This window comes from Nocardioides iriomotensis (assembly GCF_004168035.1).
Taxonomy (GTDB): Bacteria; Actinomycetota; Actinomycetes; order Propionibacteriales; family Nocardioidaceae; genus Nocardioides_B; species Nocardioides_B iriomotensis.
In genome coordinates this window covers 36,788-54,835 of the sequence record NZ_SDPU01000025.1, presented here as the reverse complement: position 1 = coordinate 54,835, position 18,048 = coordinate 36,788, and the positions used below count along the sequence as shown (strand labels likewise).

Annotated in this window: 14 protein-coding genes; 11 read left to right on the top strand and 3 right to left on the bottom strand. The window is 73.0% G+C overall.

The genetic code is table 11. The features are described from left to right. Positions 1–33: 33 nt before the first annotated feature. Genes ETU37_RS14165 through ETU37_RS14155 form a run of 3 tightly spaced genes read right to left on the bottom strand, consistent with a single transcriptional unit; the run spans position 34 to position 3,505 of the window. Complete coding sequence (locus ETU37_RS14165) at positions 34–1,425, bottom strand: YlbE family protein (RefSeq protein ID WP_129987998.1); 1,392 nt, start codon at positions 1,423–1,425, stop codon at positions 34–36. Beyond that, positions 1,425–2,840: an FdrA family protein gene (locus tag ETU37_RS14160; RefSeq protein WP_129987997.1), complete on the bottom strand. Its 1,416-nt coding sequence runs from the start codon at positions 2,838–2,840 to the stop codon at positions 1,425–1,427. The genes ETU37_RS14165 and ETU37_RS14160 overlap by 1 nt, the downstream gene beginning before the upstream one ends. Beyond that, positions 2,837–3,505: an oxamate carbamoyltransferase subunit AllH family protein gene (locus ETU37_RS14155; RefSeq protein ID WP_129987996.1), complete on the bottom strand. Its 669-nt coding sequence runs from the start codon at positions 3,503–3,505 to the stop codon at positions 2,837–2,839. The genes ETU37_RS14160 and ETU37_RS14155 overlap by 4 nt, the downstream gene beginning before the upstream one ends. 169 nt (positions 3,506–3,674) lie before the next feature. On the opposite strand from ETU37_RS14155, the gene ETU37_RS14150 reads away from it, so the two are divergent. The 11 genes from ETU37_RS14150 to bar all read left to right on the top strand — a co-directional run bounded on the left by ETU37_RS14150 (position 3,675) and on the right by bar (position 17,865). Next, complete coding sequence (locus ETU37_RS14150) at positions 3,675–5,117, top strand: uracil-xanthine permease family protein (RefSeq protein WP_129987995.1); 1,443 nt, start codon at positions 3,675–3,677, stop codon at positions 5,115–5,117. Positions 5,118–5,185: 68 nt separating this feature from the next. Beyond that, on the top strand, positions 5,186–6,070 hold the full coding sequence (locus ETU37_RS14145) for an FAD binding domain-containing protein (protein WP_129987994.1): 885 nt from the start codon (positions 5,186–5,188) through the stop codon (positions 6,068–6,070). Continuing rightward, positions 6,067–6,573 (top strand): (2Fe-2S)-binding protein, encoded by a 507-nt coding sequence (locus ETU37_RS14140; protein WP_129987993.1) that lies wholly within the window; start codon positions 6,067–6,069, stop codon positions 6,571–6,573. The genes ETU37_RS14145 and ETU37_RS14140 overlap by 4 nt, the downstream gene beginning before the upstream one ends. Next, complete coding sequence (cutA, locus tag ETU37_RS14135) at positions 6,570–8,981, top strand: aerobic carbon-monoxide dehydrogenase large subunit (protein ID WP_129987992.1); 2,412 nt, start codon at positions 6,570–6,572, stop codon at positions 8,979–8,981. Before ETU37_RS14140 ends, cutA begins: the two co-directional genes overlap by 4 nt. After that, the gene (locus tag ETU37_RS14130) at positions 8,978–9,604 is read left to right on the top strand and encodes an SRPBCC family protein (RefSeq protein ID WP_129987991.1); all 627 of its coding nucleotides are present in this window, start codon (positions 8,978–8,980) and stop codon (positions 9,602–9,604) included. The genes cutA and ETU37_RS14130 overlap by 4 nt, the downstream gene beginning before the upstream one ends. Beyond that, positions 9,601–11,043, top strand: a complete 1,443-nt coding sequence (locus tag ETU37_RS14125; RefSeq protein WP_129987990.1) for an amidase — start codon at positions 9,601–9,603, stop codon at positions 11,041–11,043. The genes ETU37_RS14130 and ETU37_RS14125 overlap by 4 nt, the downstream gene beginning before the upstream one ends. Beyond that, positions 11,040–13,106, top strand: coding sequence for a hydantoinase/oxoprolinase family protein (locus tag ETU37_RS14120; protein ID WP_129987989.1), 2,067 nt, complete (start codon positions 11,040–11,042; stop codon positions 13,104–13,106). The genes ETU37_RS14125 and ETU37_RS14120 overlap by 4 nt, the downstream gene beginning before the upstream one ends. Then, positions 13,103–15,031 carry a hydantoinase B/oxoprolinase family protein gene (locus ETU37_RS14115; protein WP_129987988.1) on the top strand — a complete coding sequence of 643 codons (1,929 nt, stop codon included), beginning with the start codon at positions 13,103–13,105 and terminating at the stop codon, positions 15,029–15,031. The genes ETU37_RS14120 and ETU37_RS14115 overlap by 4 nt, the downstream gene beginning before the upstream one ends. Beyond that, positions 15,028–15,765: an SDR family NAD(P)-dependent oxidoreductase gene (locus ETU37_RS14110; protein ID WP_129987987.1), complete on the top strand. Its 738-nt coding sequence runs from the start codon at positions 15,028–15,030 to the stop codon at positions 15,763–15,765. Before ETU37_RS14115 ends, ETU37_RS14110 begins: the two co-directional genes overlap by 4 nt. Continuing rightward, the gene (locus ETU37_RS14105) at positions 15,765–16,733 is read left to right on the top strand and encodes a carbamate kinase (RefSeq protein WP_129987986.1); all 969 of its coding nucleotides are present in this window, start codon (positions 15,765–15,767) and stop codon (positions 16,731–16,733) included. The genes ETU37_RS14110 and ETU37_RS14105 overlap by 1 nt, the downstream gene beginning before the upstream one ends. Further along, positions 16,726–17,865, top strand: a complete 1,140-nt coding sequence (bar, locus tag ETU37_RS14100) for a barbiturase (RefSeq protein WP_129987985.1) — start codon at positions 16,726–16,728, stop codon at positions 17,863–17,865. Before ETU37_RS14105 ends, bar begins: the two co-directional genes overlap by 8 nt. Positions 17,866–18,048 lie beyond the last annotated feature (183 nt).

The window sequence follows — 18,048 nt, the reverse complement described above, 5'->3', positions numbered from 1 at the left end:
AACCCCGCGTTACAGCTGCTTTGCCACCTCGCGTTACGGCTGCTGCGCCCGCGCCGCGAGCGCGTCGAGGGCCTGGGTGAAGCAGGCCATCGGGGGCGTGACCAGGCCGGCGCCGACCTGGCCCGTCCCGGCGACCCGGCCGGCCATCCCCGTGTTGATCTGCGGGAGCACGCCCGACCGGACGACGGAGGTGACGTCGATGCCCGTCGGGGCGCCGCGGAACTCGAGGATCGGGATGCCGAAGGCGGGGTTCTCGCCGACGGTGATGCCGTACATCCGCTGCGTCGTGGCCAGCGCGTCGGGCACCGAGCCGCCGACGAACCGGACGATCGCGGGCGCGGTCGCCATCGACATGCCGCCGATGCCGGCCGTCTCGGTGATCGCGGAGTCGCCGATGTCGGGGTTGGCGTCGTCGGGACCGTAGGCCCCGAGGTAGAGCCCCTCCGGCGTGTTGGCCGGCGCCGTGAACCACGCGTCGCCGGTGCCGGACACCTGGATGCCGAAGTCGGTGCCGTTGCGGGCCATCACGGTCACCACGGACGACCCGTCGATCCCGGCCGCGGCGCGGGTCTGCAGCTTGCACGCGGGCATCACGAGGTTGAGGAAGAAGTGGTCGTTGCCGGCCACGAACCGCACCGCCTCCGCGACGTCGTCCGACGGCGCGCCCGAGTCGACGAGTGCGGGCAGCACCTCGCGCAGGAACATCAGCGTCCCGGCCCGGTTGCGGTTGTGGCCCTCGTCGCCCATCTGGATCATCTGCGCGACGATCGCCTTCACGTCGACCGCGCCGGTACGGCGGACGGCGGTCTGCAGCAGCGGCCCGAGGACGTCGCCCATCCAGCGCAGCCGGTCGACCACCTCGGGGCCGTAGGCGCCGTACCGGAGCACCTTGCCGAGCCCCTCGTTCAGCGAGCACCACGACGCGTTCCCGTGCACGTCGTCACGCAGCTCGAACACCCACATCGACGGGGTCACCACGCCCGCCATCGGGCCGACCGCGCCACGGTGGTGGCACGGCTCCCAGGCCACGCCGTCGCCGGCGGCGAGCGCGGCCTCGGCCGCCTCCGGCGTCTCGGCGAGCCCCTCGAGCAGCATCGCGCCGATCAGCGCGCCCTTCATCGGGCCGGAGGCGCGCTCCCAGGTGACCGGGGGACCGGCGTGCAGGAACTCGCCCGGCCCGAGGCCGAGCGCCTCCGACGCCGGCCTCACGTCGACGAGCGACGCCTCGGCCGCGAGCATCCGGGACAGTGCGGTCTCGTTGGCCGAGGCCCGGCGCGGGTCGGCCATCACCGCGGCCAGCGCGTCGGCGTCGCCCTCGGGTGGCTGCCACGCGACGCGGCGGGTGTCGACGGCCTGCTGCGCGACCGCGTCGGCGAGCAGCTCGGCGCCGGCGGTCAGGACGGTGGTGGGCGTGCCGAGGCGCATCACGAGGCTCCCGCGAGGTCGGCGGCGGCCCGGGCGGCCGCGGCGTTGGACAGGAAGACGGCGGCGCCGGCGTCGGTGAGCGCTCCGGCGGTACGGCGCAGGTCCTGCGGGTCGTCGCGCGTCCCGATGACGCTGACCACGACGGGCAGGCCGGCCGCCGTCGCGCGCCGCACCGGCTCGACGAGCGCCGCGGCCGGGTCGGGGTCGGAGCCGAGACCGAGCACCACGTCGAGCAGCAGCACGCCGCAGGTCGGGTCATCGGTCTCGTGCGCGATCCGGTCGAGCCGCAGCGAGCCGTCGATCATGGGGTGCGGCCGACCGCGGGTGTACTCGTCGTCGCCGAAGTCGACCATCTCCAGAGACGCGGGCTCCAGCCCCAAGGCGGAGGCCGCGACCAGCCGGGCCTCGTCGCGCATGGTGCCGCCGACGAACAGACCCTTGAGCACGCCCTGACCGCGCCGTGAGGACACGGCTCCGCCCCAGCTCTCCGGCGCGGTCCAGGTGCCGCCGGCCGCCTCCACGACGGCCGCGGCCGTGGCGGTCAGGTCGGGCTGCCCGGGGCCGAGCAGCCCGAACACGACGGGAGTGCCCAGCGAGGCGGCGTGCGCGCGCACCTTCTCGGCGACCTCCGGCGCCGGTGGCTTGGAGATCACCACGACCAGCTCGGTGGCCTCGTCGGCGTCGAGCAGGTCGAGCGCGCGCAGCGTCGACAGCCCGCCGACGTCGGCCGACAGGTCGCGCCCGCCGACCCCGAGGCAGTGCGACACCCCGACGCCGGCCCCGTCGAGCAGGGCGAGCAGGTGCTGGGCGCCCGTGCCCGAGGCGGCGACGATCCCGACGGGTCCCGGCCGGACGACGTTGGCGAACCCGAGCCCGACGCCTCCGACGACCGCCGTACCGCAGTCGGGGCCCATCACCAGGGCGCCCGTCTCGCCCGCGCGCCGCTTGAGCGCGACCTCCTGGGCGACGGACACGTTGTCGCTGAACACCATCGTCAGCAGTCCGGCGTCGACCGCGTCGAGCGCGTCGGCGAAGGCGTACTGCCCGGGCGTCGACACCAGCGCCACGGCCGTCTCGGGGTCGGCGTCACGGGTCGCGGCCCGCATCGTCGGCGGGGGCGGCGCGTCCCCGAAGCCGCCCGCGGCCGGCCGGGACGCCGCGGCGAGCGCGGCGTCGACCTCGGTCCGTGCCGCGGCCAGCACGTCGTCGGAGGCGACGTCGAGCGCGACCAGCATGTCGTTGCCCGAGACCGTCGCCGGGACGTCGAAGCCCATCCCGGCGGCCAGCTCGAGGTTGAGGTCGGTCGCCATCGCGACCAGCGCGGCGGCGACCCCGTCGAGGTCCGCGACCCGCCGGCTCACCTGCATCAGGGTCACGGAGTCGACGTACGCCTTCCGGACGTCCACCTGCTTCATGCGGCTCCTTCCCAGGGCTGGGACGCGAGAACGTACAGCACCCCGTCGAGCAGCGACCGGCCCGACGACTGCCCGACGGCGAGCAGGGCGTCGACGGCCGGCGTCGGGTCGTCCGGTCCGCACAGCGCCCGGACGGCGCCGGCCAGCGGTGGAGCGGACCACCCGTCGAGGGCGGCGTGCAGCATGCCCACCGACACAGCCGTCGTACGGCGGGCCGCCAGCGCCGACCGGGTCGCGGCGCGCCACTCGCCCAGCCGGGGGTCGTCGACCGCCGCCGCCGCGACCAGGAGACCGGCGAGCACGTCGTCACCGTCCGGGGTCAGGCCGGCGCCCCGGCCGAGCAGCCGCGCGGGGTCCGGCGGCGGCAGCGGGCGCGTCCAGCGGGCGATCCGCGCCGGCGCCGGGGGAGCCAGGCCGGCCGGCCGGTCGGGCCGCCACCAGCGGCGGGGAGCCAGCGACACCGGCCCGTCGGGGAGCGCCTCCACCACCACGCCGTACGGCAGCCGGATCGCCTCGGGCAGTCCGACACAGACAATCGGGACATCCGGGGAACCGGTCTCGAGATGCACGCTCACCCGGGTGCGCGCCGCCTCGACCCACCGGTCGGCGGAACCCAGCACACCGGACACGAGCGACGACGCGGCGCAGGGCAGGAACGCTCCCATGGCGCCAGATTACGCAGCGTGTCGATCCTTTCGGTGCTGGCCGAACCACGGGCCCGGGTGCACAGTGACCCTGAACCGGGTCGACCGACCCGGGTGACGGGTGCGCCGGCGGCCGACCTCGACGTGAGGTCGGGTCTCGGGCCGGAGCTTGTGAGCAGGGAGGCCTGCCATGGCGTTTGGTTGGAAGGTCGTCTACGACGGAAAGACGCCGCCTCTCGGTGCGGCAGTGGCACCGGACGAGCGGCTGTCCTGGGGACGGACGGTCGGGCTCGGCGCCCAGCACGTGGTCGCGATGTTCGGCGCCACGTTCGTGTTCCCGCTGATCATGGGCCTGAACGCCCAGCTCGCGATCATGATGAGCGGCATCGCCACGATCTGCTTCCTGCTGATCGTGCAGGGCAAGGTCCCGAGCTACCTCGGCACGTCGGCGTCGTTCGTCGGTGGTGCGGCGGCGATCTACGCCCAAGGCGGCAACGCCGCGGACGTCACCGGCTCGGTCCTCGTCGCCGGCATCGTGCTCGGGATCATCGGTGTGCTGATCCACTTCCTCGGGTCCGCCGTCCTGCACCGGGTGCTGCCCCCGGTGGTCACCGGTGCCGTGGTCATGCTGATCGGCTTCAACCTCGCTCCCGTCGTCGCCGACATCTACTGGCCGCAGGACCAGTGGGTCGCGCTGCTCACGATGACCGCGGTCATCCTGATGGCGGTCGGGTTCCGGGGGTTCCTCGGCCGCATCGCAGTCTTCCTCGGCCTGATCTTCGGCTACGTGCTGTCGTGGCTCTTCGACCGGATCTTCGGCCCGATCACCTCGTTCGACCCCGCCGCCGGCAAGGTCACCACCCACTGGCGGGTCAACTGGGACGGTGTGAAGGCGGCTGACTGGGTCGGCTTCCCGCCGGTGAGCGACCTCGCCAACGGCGTCGTCGGCATCCACGCGCCGGCCTTCAACGTCGCGTTCATCCTGCTGATGCTGCCGGCCGTGATCGCCCTCGTCGCCGAGAACACCGGCCACGTCAAGGCCGTCGCGGAGATGACCAAGCGCGACCTCGACCCGGTCATGGGCCGCGCCATCGCCGCCGACGGCTTCGCCACCGTGCTCACCTCGTCGGTCGGTGGCTCGCCGACGACGACGTACGCCGAGAACATCGGCGTCATGGCCGCGACCCGCGTCTACTCGACCGCGGCGTACTACGTGGCGGCGCTGGTCGCGATCCTGTTCGGCCTCAGCCCCAAGTTCGGCGCGATCGTCTCCGCCACCCCCGGCGGCGTGCTCGGCGGCATCACGGTCGTCCTCTACGGCATGATCGGCCTGCTCGGCGCGAAGATCTGGAAGGAGAACGGGGTCGACTTCGCCAACCCCGTGAACCTCGTCCCCGTCGCCGCCGGCATCATCATCGCGATCGGCGACACCACGCTCAAGATCACGAACGACTTCTCCCTCGCCGGCATCGCGCTCGGCACCATCGTCTGCCTCGTCATGTACCACCTGGCCCGCGCGGTCGCCCCGGCCGAGCTCAAGGACGACGGCACGATGCTCGCGGTGGGTCACACGGGGGTTCACCACGACGAGGACGTGCCGGGTCACGAAGACGGGTCGCACCGCGCCCACTGAAGGCGTAGCCTGCCCGTCTCGTGCTCGGACCATGCCGTGAGCAGGCCCGTCCAGGGCGAAGGAGGCTCGTGAAACCGCCCGCGTTCACCTACCACCGACCGGCCACCGTCCAGGAGGCCGTGCAGCTCCTCGACGCGCACGCCGGCGAGGGTGCGAAGGTGCTCGCGGGCGGTCAGAGCCTCGTCCCACTGATGTCGATGCGGCTGGCCGCACCCGGGCACCTGGTCGACATCAACCATGTGGCCGGCCTGGACACCGTGGAGGTCACCTCCACCGGTGTCCGGGTCGGCGCCCTGGCCCGGCACTCCCGGGTCGAGCACGACGCCGCGGCCTTCGCCGCGCTGCCGCTGCTGCGCCAGGCCCTCGGCCAGGTCGCACACCCCACCATCCGCAACCGCGGTACGACGGTCGGCAGCCTGGTCCACGGCGACCCGGCCGCGGAGATGACCGCCGTGCTCGCGGTCCTCGACGGCGAGGTCGAACTGGTCGGCCCGCACGGCAGCCGTTCCGTCGGGGCCGCCGACTTCTTCGTCGGTCCGATGGAGACCGAGCACGCCGACGCCGAGGTCGCGGTGGCCGCCACCTTCCGCCGGCCGCCCGCCGGCACCGGCTCCGCCTTCGTCGAGCTCGCCCGCCGGCACGGCGACTACGCCATGTGCGGCGTCGCCGCCCTCGTCACCGTCGACGCCGACCTGGCCGTCACCGGCGCGCGCGTCGGGCTCATCTCCGTCGGCGCCGGCCCCGTCGTCGTCGACCTCGGTCCCGCGGTGAGCGGCTCCGGCGGCGGCGTCGACACGCCCCGCGCCCGCGAGCTCGTCGACGCCGCCATCGATCCCGAGGACGACATCCACGCCACCGCGACGTACCGGCGGCACCTCGCCCACGTCCTCACCGAGCGCGCCGTCGCCCAGGCGCACGAAGCGGCGCGTGGCACCCGGAGGAGCGCGGCATGAGTGACGTGGTCTCGACCGGCTCGACCACCCGGGTCTCGCTCACGGTCAACGGCGTCCGCCACGACCTCGACCTCCCGGCCCGACGGCTGCTGTCCGACGCGCTGCGCCACGACCTGCGGCTCACCGGCACCCACGTCGGCTGCGAGCACGGCGTCTGCGGCGCCTGCACCGTCCTGGTCGACGGCGCACCGATGCGCTCCTGCCTGCTGTTCGCGGTGAGCCTCGACGGCGCCGAGATCACCACCGTTGAGGGCTGCCGGTCCGCCGACGGCGGGATGGGACCGGTCCAGCAGGCGTTCCACGAGTGCCACGCGCTGCAGTGCGGCTTCTGCACGCCCGGGTTCATCACCACGATCACGGCGTTCCTCGACGACAACCCCGCGCCGACGCGGGACGAGGCGCGCGAGGCGGTGAGCGGCAACCTGTGCCGCTGCACCGGCTACGTCAACATCGTCTCCGCCGTCGAGCGCGCGGCCGAGCTCCGACGGGAGCCGACGCCATGACGACGCGCATGGTCGGCGAGCCCGTCAAGCGGGTCGAGGACCCACGCCTGGTCACCGGTAACGGCCGGTACCTCGACGACCTCGGCCACGACGCTTTCGAGGTCGCGTTCGTGCGCAGCCCGCACGCGCACGCCCGGGTGGTCGACGTCGACGTGACCGACGCGCTCGACGTCGAGGGACTGGTGGCGATCTACACCTACGAGGACCTCGTCGCCGACGAGGAGGAGCACGGCACCCGCGTCGCGCAGGCGCTGCCGCTGCTCATCCCGCACCCCACGCTGACCCACGGCCGCACCCAGCACGCCCTGGCGAACGGCGAGGTGAACCACGTCGGCGAGGCGATCGTCATGGTCGTGGCCAGCGACCGGTACGCCGCCGAGGACGCCGTCGAACGGATCCGGGTCGACTACGAGTTCCTGACCCCCATCGTCGGCGTCGAGGCCGCCCGGGCCGCCGAGCACCTCGTGCACGACGACGTACCCGGCAACGTCGCGGCCCGGATGGTCCAGGAGACCGGCGACGCCGACGCCGCCATCGACGCCGCACCCCACCGGCTCGAGCTCGACCTCGCCATCGAGCGCAGCGCGTCGATGCCGATGGAGGGCAAGGGCGTCCACGCCCGCTGGGACGCCGACGACGAGTCGCTCACCGTGCACACCAGCACCCAGACCTCCACGAGCGTCCGGCAGGCGGTCGCGGCCAAGCTCAACCTGCCGGTCGACCGGGTGGAGGTGGTCACGCCCGACGTCGGCGGCGGCTTCGGCGTCAAGATCGTGCACCCCTGGCCCGAGGAGGTGCTCGTCCCGTGGGCGGCGCTCCGGCTCGGCCGCCCGGTCAAGTGGACCGAGGATCGCCGCGAGCACTTCGTCTCCTCCGCCCACGAGCGCGGCCAGCTCCACCACGTGCGCGTCGGGTACGACGACGAGGGCCGGTTGCTCGGCCTGTCGGTGAAGTTCTGGCACGACCACGGCGCGTACATCCCGTACGGCCTGATCGTCCCGATCATCACCTCGACGCAGCTGCTCGGGCCGTACAAGCCCGGCGCCTACCGCGTCGAGTTCGAGAGCCTCTACACCAACACCGTCATCGTCACGCCGTACCGCGGCGCCGGCCGGCCGCAGGGCTGCTTCGTCATGGAGCGCACGATGGACGCGATCGCCGCCGACCTCGGCCTCGACCGGGCGCTGGTGCGGGAGCGCAACTTCATCCAGCCCGACGAGATGCCCTACGACCAGGGGCTGATCTTCCAGGACGGCCGCCAGCTGCTCTACGACTCCGGCGACTTCCCGGGCTCGCTCGCCAAGCTCAAGGAGCTCGTCGGCTGGGACGACTTCGCGGCCTACCGCGAGCAGGCGCGCGCCGAGGGACGCCGGGTCGGGATCGGGATGGCCTGCTACGTCGAGGGCACCGGCGTCGGTCCCTACGAGGGCGGCCACATCCGGGTCGAGACCGACGGCACCGTCGTCGTGTCGACCGGTCTCACCACCCAGGGCCAGGGCCACCAGACGATGCTCGCGCAGATCGTCGCCGACGAGCTCGGCGTGCCGTTCGAGCGGATCCGGGTGACCACCGGCGACACCCGCCGCTTCAAGTACGCCGTCGGCACGTTCGCCTCGCGCACCGCCGTCATGTCCGGCTCCGCCGTCGCCGTCACCGCGCGCGCCGTACGCGAGAAGGCGCTGCGGATCGCCTCCGACGCGCTCGAGGCCGCCGTGGAGGACCTCGAGATCGTCGACGGGAACGTCCGGGTCAAGGGCACCGGTGAGAACGGCGCGTCGGTCGACCTCGGCGCGGTGGCCGTGCTGTCCAACCCGCTGCGCTACGCCTTCGACGAGGCCGCCAAGCGCGCCACCCAGTTCGCCGCACCGGCAGACCCGGACAAACCGCCCGTCGCCGAGGGCGAGTCGCCTGGCCTGGAGGCGTCGCAGTTCTACTCGCCGCCACGGTCGACGTTCGCCAACGGCATGCACGCCGTCGTCGTCGAGACCGACCCGGACACCGCCGACATCAAGGTCCTGCGCTACTGCGTGGTCCACGACTGCGGCACCCTGATCAACCCGATGATCGTCGAGGGCCAGATCCACGGCGGCGTGGCGCAGGGCGTCGGGGGAGCGCTCTACGAGCGGATGGAGTACGCCCCCGACGGGCAGCTCCTCAACGCGTCGTTCATGGACTTCCTGATGCCCTACGCATCGGAGGTGCCGGAGGTCGAGATCGACCACCTCGTCACCCCGTCGCCGCTCAACCCGCTCGGCGTCAAGGGCGCCGGTGAGGCCGGGGTCATCCCCGGGGCGGCTGCCATCGCGGCCGCGATCGAGGATGCTGAGGGCATCACCATCCGGCGGATGCCGATCTCGCCGAGCGAGCTGTTCCACCTGAGGCTCGAGAACCAGGAGGCAGGGTCATGAAGGTCAGCGGCACCAGCACCCTCAAGGCCGATCCCGACACGCTCTGGAAGGCGCTCAACGACCCCGCCGTGCTGGTCGCGACGATCCCCGGCTGCCAGCGGCTCGAGGCGCTCGGCGGCGACACGTTCGCGATGACCGTCGCCGCCGGCGTCGGCTCGATCAAGGGCGTGTACGACGGGCAGTACTCCATCGCCGACCAGGCCGAGCCCGGCACCTACCTGATGCGGGCCCGCGGCTCCGGCGCCGCCGGCACGATCGACGCCACGGTCGCCGTACGCCTGCAGGAGGCCGAGGACGACAACGGCGGCACCCTGCTCAGCTACGACGCCGACGCGGTCGTCGGCGGGATGATCGGCGGTGTGGGCCAGCGGATGCTCACCGGCGTCTCGAAGAAGATGGCGACCGAGTTCTTCGGCAACATCGACCGCTACCTCGCCGGCGAGCGGGCGGCCGAGCCCGAGGCTGCGGTCTCGACGGGCTCGACCACCCGTGGCGCGGTGTTCACCGCACCGGCCGCCGCACCGTCGGCCAGCAACGACTTCGTCAAGGGACTGCTCGTCGGCGGCGCGATCGCGCTGGCCGGCGCGGTCGTCGGGGGCTGGATCGCGGGGCGTCGCCGTTGACCCCCACCACCACCGACCTGACCATCTGGTCGTCCGCCCGGGCGATGGCCGCGGCGGTCGCGACCAAGCAGATCTCCGCCCGCGAGCTGCTCGACCTGCACCTCGACCGGATCCGCGCGGTCAACCCGCGGGTCAACGCGATCGTGTCGCTCGACGAGGAGCGGGCCCGCGACGGCGCGGCCGCGGCCGACGAGGCGCTCGCACAGGGGGAGCGCGTCGGACCGCTGCACGGTCTGCCGCACGCCTTCAAGGACACCCACGAGGCCGCAGGCTGGCCGACCACGTTCGGGTCGCCGCTGCGGCACGACTACGTCTCCCGCCGGGACGACCTGGTCGTCGAGCGGATCCGGCGGGCCGGGGCCGTCACCATCGGCAAGACCAACGTGCCCGAGTGGGCCGCCGGGTCGCACACGTTCAACCCGATCTTCGGCACCACCCGCAACCCCTACGACCTGACCCGGTCCGCGGGCGGGTCCAGCGGGGGAGCGGCGGCCGCGCTCGCCTCCGGCATGGTGCCGCTCGCCGACGGCAGCGACATGGGCGGCTCGCTCCGCAACCCCGCCTCCTTCTGCAACGTCGTCGGGCTGCGGCCCAGCGTCGGACGGGTGCCGAAGTGGCCGGCCACCAACTACTGGGAGCTCACCTCGGTCAGCGGCCCGATGGCGCGCACGGTGGAGGACCTCGCCCTGCTGCTGTCGGTGGTCGCCGGCCCGTCCCGGCGCAACGTGATGTCGCTCGACGACCCGGGCGCGACGTTCGCGCCCCCGCTGGAGGGCCGGCTGGCCGGGCTGCGCGTGGCGCTGTCGACGGACCTCGGCGGCGCCTTCGAGGTGGACCGCCAGGTGGCGCACGTCGTCGAGCAGCAGGCCGCGGTCTTCGAGTCCGCCGGCGCCCACGTCGAGCACGCCCACCTCGACGTGACCGGTGCCGAGCAGGCGTTCCGCACGCTGCGGGCGTGGCTGTTCCAGGCGACGTACGGCCAGATGCTGGCCAAGCGACCCGACGGGTTCAAGGCCTCCCTCGCCGACAACATCCGGGCCGGTGAGCACCTGACCGGCGCCGACGTCTGGACCGCCCAGCAGCGGATGACCAGCCTCGGCGAACGGGCGCGGCGGTTCTTCGAGCGGTACGACGTGCTCCTGCTGCCGGTCAGCCAGGTGCCGCCGTTCGACGCCGACGAGGAGTACCCGCACGCCATCAACGGACGCGCCCAGGAGACCTACCTCGACTGGATGCGCTCCAACTTCCTCATCACCGTCACCGGCTGCCCCTCGATCAGCGTGCCGGCCGGGTTCACCAGCGAGGGCTGGCCGGTCGGCGTCCAGATCGTCGCCCCGCCCAAGGCCGAGCGCCGGCTGCTGGAGGTCGCGCACGCCTTCGAGCAGCTCACCCGCGTCGGCGAGCGGCGCCCGGACCTCGACCAGGAGCCGTCCTCATGAGCCGGATCCGGATCGGCATCGACACCGGCGGCACGTTCACCGACGTGGTCGCCGTCGACGAGCAGACCGGCGAGCTCGCCGTCACCAAGACGCCGTCGACGCCGCACGACCCCGCGGTCGGGTTCATGACCGGCGTGCACAAGGTGCTCGGCGACCTCGGGCTGGCCGGCGACGCGGTCACCGCGGTCAGCCACGGCACGACCGTCGCGACCAACAAGCTGCTCGAGGGCAAGGTCGAGAACCTCGGCTTCGTCACCACCGAGGGCTACGAGTTCATGCTCGAGATCGCCCGGCAGTCCGTGCCCGACGGCTACGGCAACTCCTACTTCTGGGTGAAGCCCGACCGGATCGTCCCCGCCCACCGGGTGAAGACCGTCCCCGGACGGCTCGCCGTCGACGGCAGCGAGATCCGGCCGTTCGACGAGGACGCCGCCGTCGCCGTCGCGCGCTGGTTCCGCGACCAGGGAATCAACACGCTGGGTGTCTGCTTCCTGCACTCCTACACCGACGACTCCCACGAGCTCCGGATGCGCGACGTGCTCGCCCGCGAGCACCCCGCGGCGATCGTGTCGATCAGCAGCGAGGTGCTGCGCGAGTACCGCGAGTACGAACGCTCCGTCACCACCCTCGTCGACGCCGCGGTGAAGCCGAACATCCGCCGGTACGTCGAGAACATCGCCGGGCACCTCCGCACGCTCGACGCGGCCCGGGCGGTCCCGTTCTACGTGATGAAGTCCAACGGCGGCGTGCTCTCGGCCGACGAGGTCGTGCACCAGCCGATCACCACCGTGCTGTCCGGACCGGCGGCCGGCGCGCTCGGTGCCGCGGTGGTCGCCGAGAGGGCCGGCTTCGCCCAGGTGGTCACGTGCGACGGCGGCGGTACGTCGACCGACGTGACCGTCGTGATCGACGGCCATCCCGCGCTGACGACCGAGGGCCACGTCGGTGCCTACCCGAGCAAGATCCCGATGATCGACGTCGTCACCGTCGGCGCCGGCGGCGGCTCCATCGCCTGGATCTCGCCCGAGGGGACGTTGAAGGTCGGCCCGCAGTCGGCCGGCGCCGACCCCGGCCCGATCTGCTACGGCAAGGGGGGCGAGGATCCGACGATCACCGACGCGCACGCCGTGCTCGGTCGGATCCCGCCGCACCTGCTCGGCGGTGAGGTTCCGCTCGAGGTCGACCTGGCCGACCGCGGCATCCGCGACCTGGCCGGCCGGCTCGGGCTCGGCTTCGAGGCCTGCGCGACCGGCGTGCTCGAGATCTCCGCGTGGAACCAGGCCAACGCGCTCCGGCAGGTCACCGTCAACCGCGGCCTCGACGTCCGCGACTTCACGCTCGTCACGTTCGGCGGCTCCGGCTCGCTGCTGGCCTGCCGGCTGGTCGACATCCTCGGTCTCCAGGGCGTGCTGGTGCCGCTCAACCCCGGCAACCTGTCGGCGTACGGCCTGCTCACCGTCGACGTGCGCAACGACTACGTGCAGACCGCCGTCAGCCGGCAGTCCGCGCTCGACCCGGCTCAAGTCCAGTGCGTGCTCGACGACCTGACCGCCAAGGCCGACGCCGCGCTGGCCCGCGAGGGGTTCGACCCGGCCGACCGGCAGTTCGTCCGCACCGCCGACCTGCGCTACTACGGCCAGGCCTACGAGGTGCGGGTCGACGTGCCGGACGGTCCGGTCACCGACGAGCTCGTCGCCGCCGTCGCCGACCGGTTCCACGACGAGCACAAGGCGCTCTACGACTACGACTTCCGCGGAGACGCACGCCAGGAGGTCGAGTGGGTGAACCTCCGGGTCACCGGCATCGGCCCGATCCGCAAGCCCGAGCTGCGCGAGATCACCGCCGGCAAGGGTGCCGAGGCCGCCCGCACCGGCAGCCGCAAGGTCTGGTTCGACGACGACTGGGTCGAGACGCCGACCTACGACCGCGCGCGGCTCGGCGCCGGCGACGAGGTGACCGGTCCGGCGGTGTTCGAGGAGTTCAGCTCGACGGTCCCGCTGCACCCCGGTTTCTCCGCGCGGGTGGACGGCTACGGCAACCTGGTGATCGGGAGGGCGACATGAGTGGCCTCGACCCTTCGACAGGCTCAGGACGGCGCACCCTCGACCACCCGGGGGTGGATCCCGTGCTCGTCGAGATCGTCGAGGGCTACCTGGCCTCGGTCGAGATGGAGGTGGAGACCGCCATCGGCCGGACGTCGCGCAGCCCGATGATCCGCGACGCCCACGACTACCGTGCCGGCATCCACGACCGCCGGCTGCGCAAGCTCACCGGTCGGTCGTACTCCGCGCTCGTGCACCCGGTCGTCCGGGACTACCCGCTCGAGACGATGAGGCCGGGTGACGTGTTCTTCCACAACGACGTCTACCTCTCCGAGGGCGGCATCGGCCACCTCCCCGACCTCTGCGTCACCGCCCCGGTCTTCCACGACGAGGGCGACGGGCAGGGGCCGCAGGTGGTGGCGTTCGTGCAGGCGTTCGGCCACCACGACGACATCGGCGGCGCCGTACCGGGGTCGATGCCCAGCCAGGCCACCTCGGTCTTCGAGGAGGGCCTGATGGTCCCGCCGATCCGGCTGTGGGACCAGGGCGTGCCCAACGAGGCGGCGCTGAAGATCATGACCCGCAACTCCCGGATGCCCGAGTCGCTGGCCGCCGACCTCGACGCCGAGTGCTCCGCGTGCCTGATGGGCGCGCGCCGGATGGCCGAGCTGTTCGCGCGCTACGGCCGTACGACGGTCGAGGCCTGCTTCGACGCGGTGCTCGACAAGACCACGGCGACGTTCCGCCGCGAGATCCTCGCCAAGATCCCGGTCGGCACGTACGTGTGGGAGGACTACGCCGAGCACGACGGCGTCGACGAGCCCAGGCTGCACACCCAGCGGATCACGCTGACCCGGACGCCGGCCGACGACCCGGACGGCGAGCGGCTGGTCTTCGACTTCCACGGCACCAGCCCGCAGGCGAAGGGCCCGATCAACCACTGCGGCGACTACGCCGACGGCAACTTCCTCAAGAAGTGGCTGGCGCCGATCCTGCGCAACCTCGCCGACACCCCGGAGCGGATGGCCGAGCTCGACGTCAACGAGGGCGTCGTACCCCTGATCGAGATGCGCTTCCCGCCCAAGGGCACGCTGCTGACCCCGGAGTTCCCGGCGCCGACCAACGCGCGCACGTTCGTGATCCTGCGGCTGCTCGGCGTGCTCGCCGGCGTGCTGGCCAAGGCGGTCGACGGCCGGATGCCCGCCGACCAGGAGACGATCCGCTACACCGGCGTCTACGGCACCGACCTCGAGGGCGCGCCGTACCTCATGCGCGAAGTGCTCGGCGGCGGCTCCGGCGGCCGCTACTACGCCGACGGCGAGGACACCATCCACGTCGTGCCCGACTCCCGGAACCTGCCGAGCGAGTTCTCCGAGGCACGCTTCCCGTTCGTCGTCGAGCGGCTCGGGCTGGCCGTCGACAGTGGCGGCGCCGGGCGGTACCGCGGCGGCCTCGGCTACGAGAAGCACATCCGGATGCTGAAGGACGCGCACTTCATGTCGATCGCCGACCGCTCGATCCTGGCCTGCTGGGGCGTCAAGGGCGGCAAGGCGGGACGGCCGTTCCAGGTCACGATCGACCCCGGCGGGCCGCGCGAGCGCGAGGTCGACGCGCTGGCCGACGCCGAGCCGGTCGCCGCCGGCGAGGTGATCCGGATCCGGACCACCGGCGGCGGGGGCTGGGGAGACCCCCTCGAGCGTCCGTACGACGAGGTCCTCCGCGACGTGCTGTGGGGCAAGGTGTCGCGCGACGGCGCCCGCGACGACTACGGCGTGGTCGTGACCGGGTCGGCCGACGCGCCTGTCGCCGACGAGCCCGCCAGCGACGCCCTGCGCGAGGAGCTGCGCGGCGCGCGCACCGGCGACGAGCCGTTCTTCGACCGCGGCCCCGGCTACGCCACCCTCGCGGCCGGTGCGACGTCGGCGGAGGTGGACTTCCTGCGATGACCAGACCGCTCACCGTGATCACCGGCGGCACCCGGGGCATCGGGGCCGCGACCGCCCGACGCCTGGCGCGCGACGGCCACGACCTGGTGCTCGGCTACGCCGGCGACGACACCGCGGCGAAGACGACGCGCAAGCACGTCGAGGAGGCCGGTGCCACCTGCCGCACGGTCAAGGCCGACGTCACCGACCCCGACCAGGTCGACGCGCTGTTCGACGCCGCCGCCGAGGCCGGGACGCTGACCGGGCTGGTCAACAACGCCGGCGCGACCCTGCACATCGGCCCCATGGTCGACACCCCGACGGACGTGATCCAGCGGGTCATCGACGTCAACCTCACCGCCGCCGTCTACTGCGCGCGGCGCGCGCTGCGGGACCTGGCCGCCAACGACGGCGGCACGATCGTCAACGTCTCATCCAGCGCCGCGACGCTCGGGGCACCGGGGGAGTACGTCCACTACGCCGCCGCCAAGGCCGGCGTCGACGCGCTCACCCAGGGCCTCGCCGTCGAGGCGGCGCCATACGGAGTCCGGGTCAACGCCGTCGCCCCCGGCATCGTGCGCACCGGCATCCACGAGGCCGCCGGCGAGCCGGGCCGGATGGAGCGCGTCGCCCCGCACGTGCCGTTGGGCCGCGTCGGCGAGCCCGAGGAGGTCGCCGAGGCGATCGTGTGGCTGCTGGGCGACGCCTGCCCGTACGCCACCGGCGCCGTGCTGCGCGTGGCAGGAGGTCGCTGATGAGGGTCCTGCTCGCCCTGGGTGGCAACGCGATGACCGGTCCCGACGGTCGGGCCCGGCCGGAGGACCAGGTCGCCGCCGCCAAGGTCGCGATGGAGTCGGTGGCCGACCTCGTGGCCGAGGGCGTCGACGTCGTCCTCACCCACGGCAACGGGCCGCAAGTCGGCAACCTGCTGGTCAAGAACGAGCTCGCAGCGGCCGTCGTGCCGCCCGTGCCGCTCGACTGGTGCGGTGCCCAGACCCAGGCCACCCTCGGCCTGATCCTGATGAACGCCCTGGACGACGCGCTCGCCCGTCGCGGCGTCCGCCGGCCGAGCGCGACCGTCGTGACGCGGACCCTGGTCGACGCCGACGACCCGGGCTTCGAGCGGCCCACCAAGCCGATCGGCCGGTTCCTGCCCGCCGACGAGGCCGCCCTGCTCGTGGAGCACGGCGAGACCTGGGAGGACCGCGGCGCCAAGGGCTGGCGGCGCATGGTCGCCTCGCCGGAGCCGCGCGAGATCCTCGACGCCGCCGCGACCCTCGCGCTCGTCGACGCCGGGTTCGTCGTGGTCGCCAACGGCGGCGGCGGCATCCCGGTCGTGCGCGAGGGCGAGTCCCACCGCGGCGTCGAGGCGGTCATCGACAAGGACCTCGGCGCGGCCCTCCTCGCCCGGACCGTCGCCGCCGACGTGCTCGTGGTGGCGACCGACGTACCCCACGCGGTGCTGCGGTACGGCGAGCCCGACGCCGAGGACGTCGGCCGCGTCACCGTGAGCCGGATGCGCGAGCTGGCCGGGGAGGGCCACTTCGCCAGCGGGTCGATGGGGCCGAAGGTCGACGCCGCCTGCCGGTTCGTCGAGCAGGGCGGCCGGTGTGCCGTGATCACCGACCTCGACTCCATCGTCGCCGCCGTCACCGAGCCCGACGGTCGCTCCGGCACCGTCGTCGTACCCGACAACAACCCTGAGGGAGATCCCGATGCCTGAGCCCATCGACGTGCGCAAGGTGCCGATCCTGACCGTGTCCGACGCGAGCGGCCTCGCCGACCTGATCGACGACGGGACGCTCGACGCCGACCGGGTGATCGCCGTGATCGGGAAGACCGAGGGCAACGGCGGCGTCAACGACTACACCCGGATCATCGCCGACCGTGCCTTCCGCGAGGTGCTCGTCGCGAAGGGCAGCCGCAGCGCCGAGGAGGTCAAGCAGGTCCCGATCGTCTGGTCGGGCGGCACCGACGGCATCATCAGCCCGCACGCCACGATCTTCGCTACGATGCCCGCGGACAAGGCGGAGCAGACCGACGAGCCGCGGCTGACCGTCGGGTTCGCGATGAGCGAGGTGCTGGCGCCCGAGGACATCGGCCGCGTCGCCATGGTGTCGAAGGTGGCCGACGCCGTGAAGGTCGCCATGGAGCGCGCCGGCATCACCGACCCCGCCGACGTGCACTACGTGCAGACCAAGACCCCGCTGCTGACGATCCACACGATCCGCGACGCCAAGAGCCGCGGCAAGACCGTGTGGACCGAGCACACGCATGAGTCGATGGACCTCTCCAACGGCTGCACGGCGCTCGGCATCGCCGTCGCCCTCGGCGAGATCGAGATGCCGACCGACGCCGACGTCATGCACGACCGGTCGCTGTTCTCCTCGGTCGCCTCCTGCTCCAGCGGCGTCGAGCTCGACCAGGCGCAGGTCGTCGTGGTCGGCAACGCCCGCGGCGTCGGCGGCCGGTTCCGGATCGGCCACTCGGTCATGAAGGACGCGCTCGACCAGGACGGCATCTGGGCCGCCATCCGCGACGCCGGGCTGGACCTGCCCGAGCGGCCGCACCGCGACGACCTGGGCGGGCGTCTGGTGAACGTGTTCCTCAAGTGCGAGGCCAGCCAGGACGGCCAGGTCGCCGGCCGCCGCAACGCGATGCTCGACGACTCCGACGTGCACTGGCACCGCCAGATCAAGTCCGCCGTCGGGGGCGTGACCGCGGCCGTGACCGGCGACCCCGCGGTGTTCGTGTCCGTCTCGGCCGCTCACCAGGGCCCCGACGGCGGCGGCCCGGTCGCCGCGATCGTCGACCTCGGCGACGACCCGACCGGGTACGTCCCGCCGGCGGGCTGAGGCCGGCGGCCAGCTGAGGCCGGCGGCCAGCTGTAACGCGGGGTTATGGACGCTTCACAAGGCGCATACCGCTGGGGAAGCGTCCACAGCCCTGGGGAAGTGGCTCGTGGCGCCGGCCGGGCTTCGTTCGCGATCGGCACCGGCGGCCGTCGTACCGCGCGATCGTGCGAGGGGCGGGCGAGA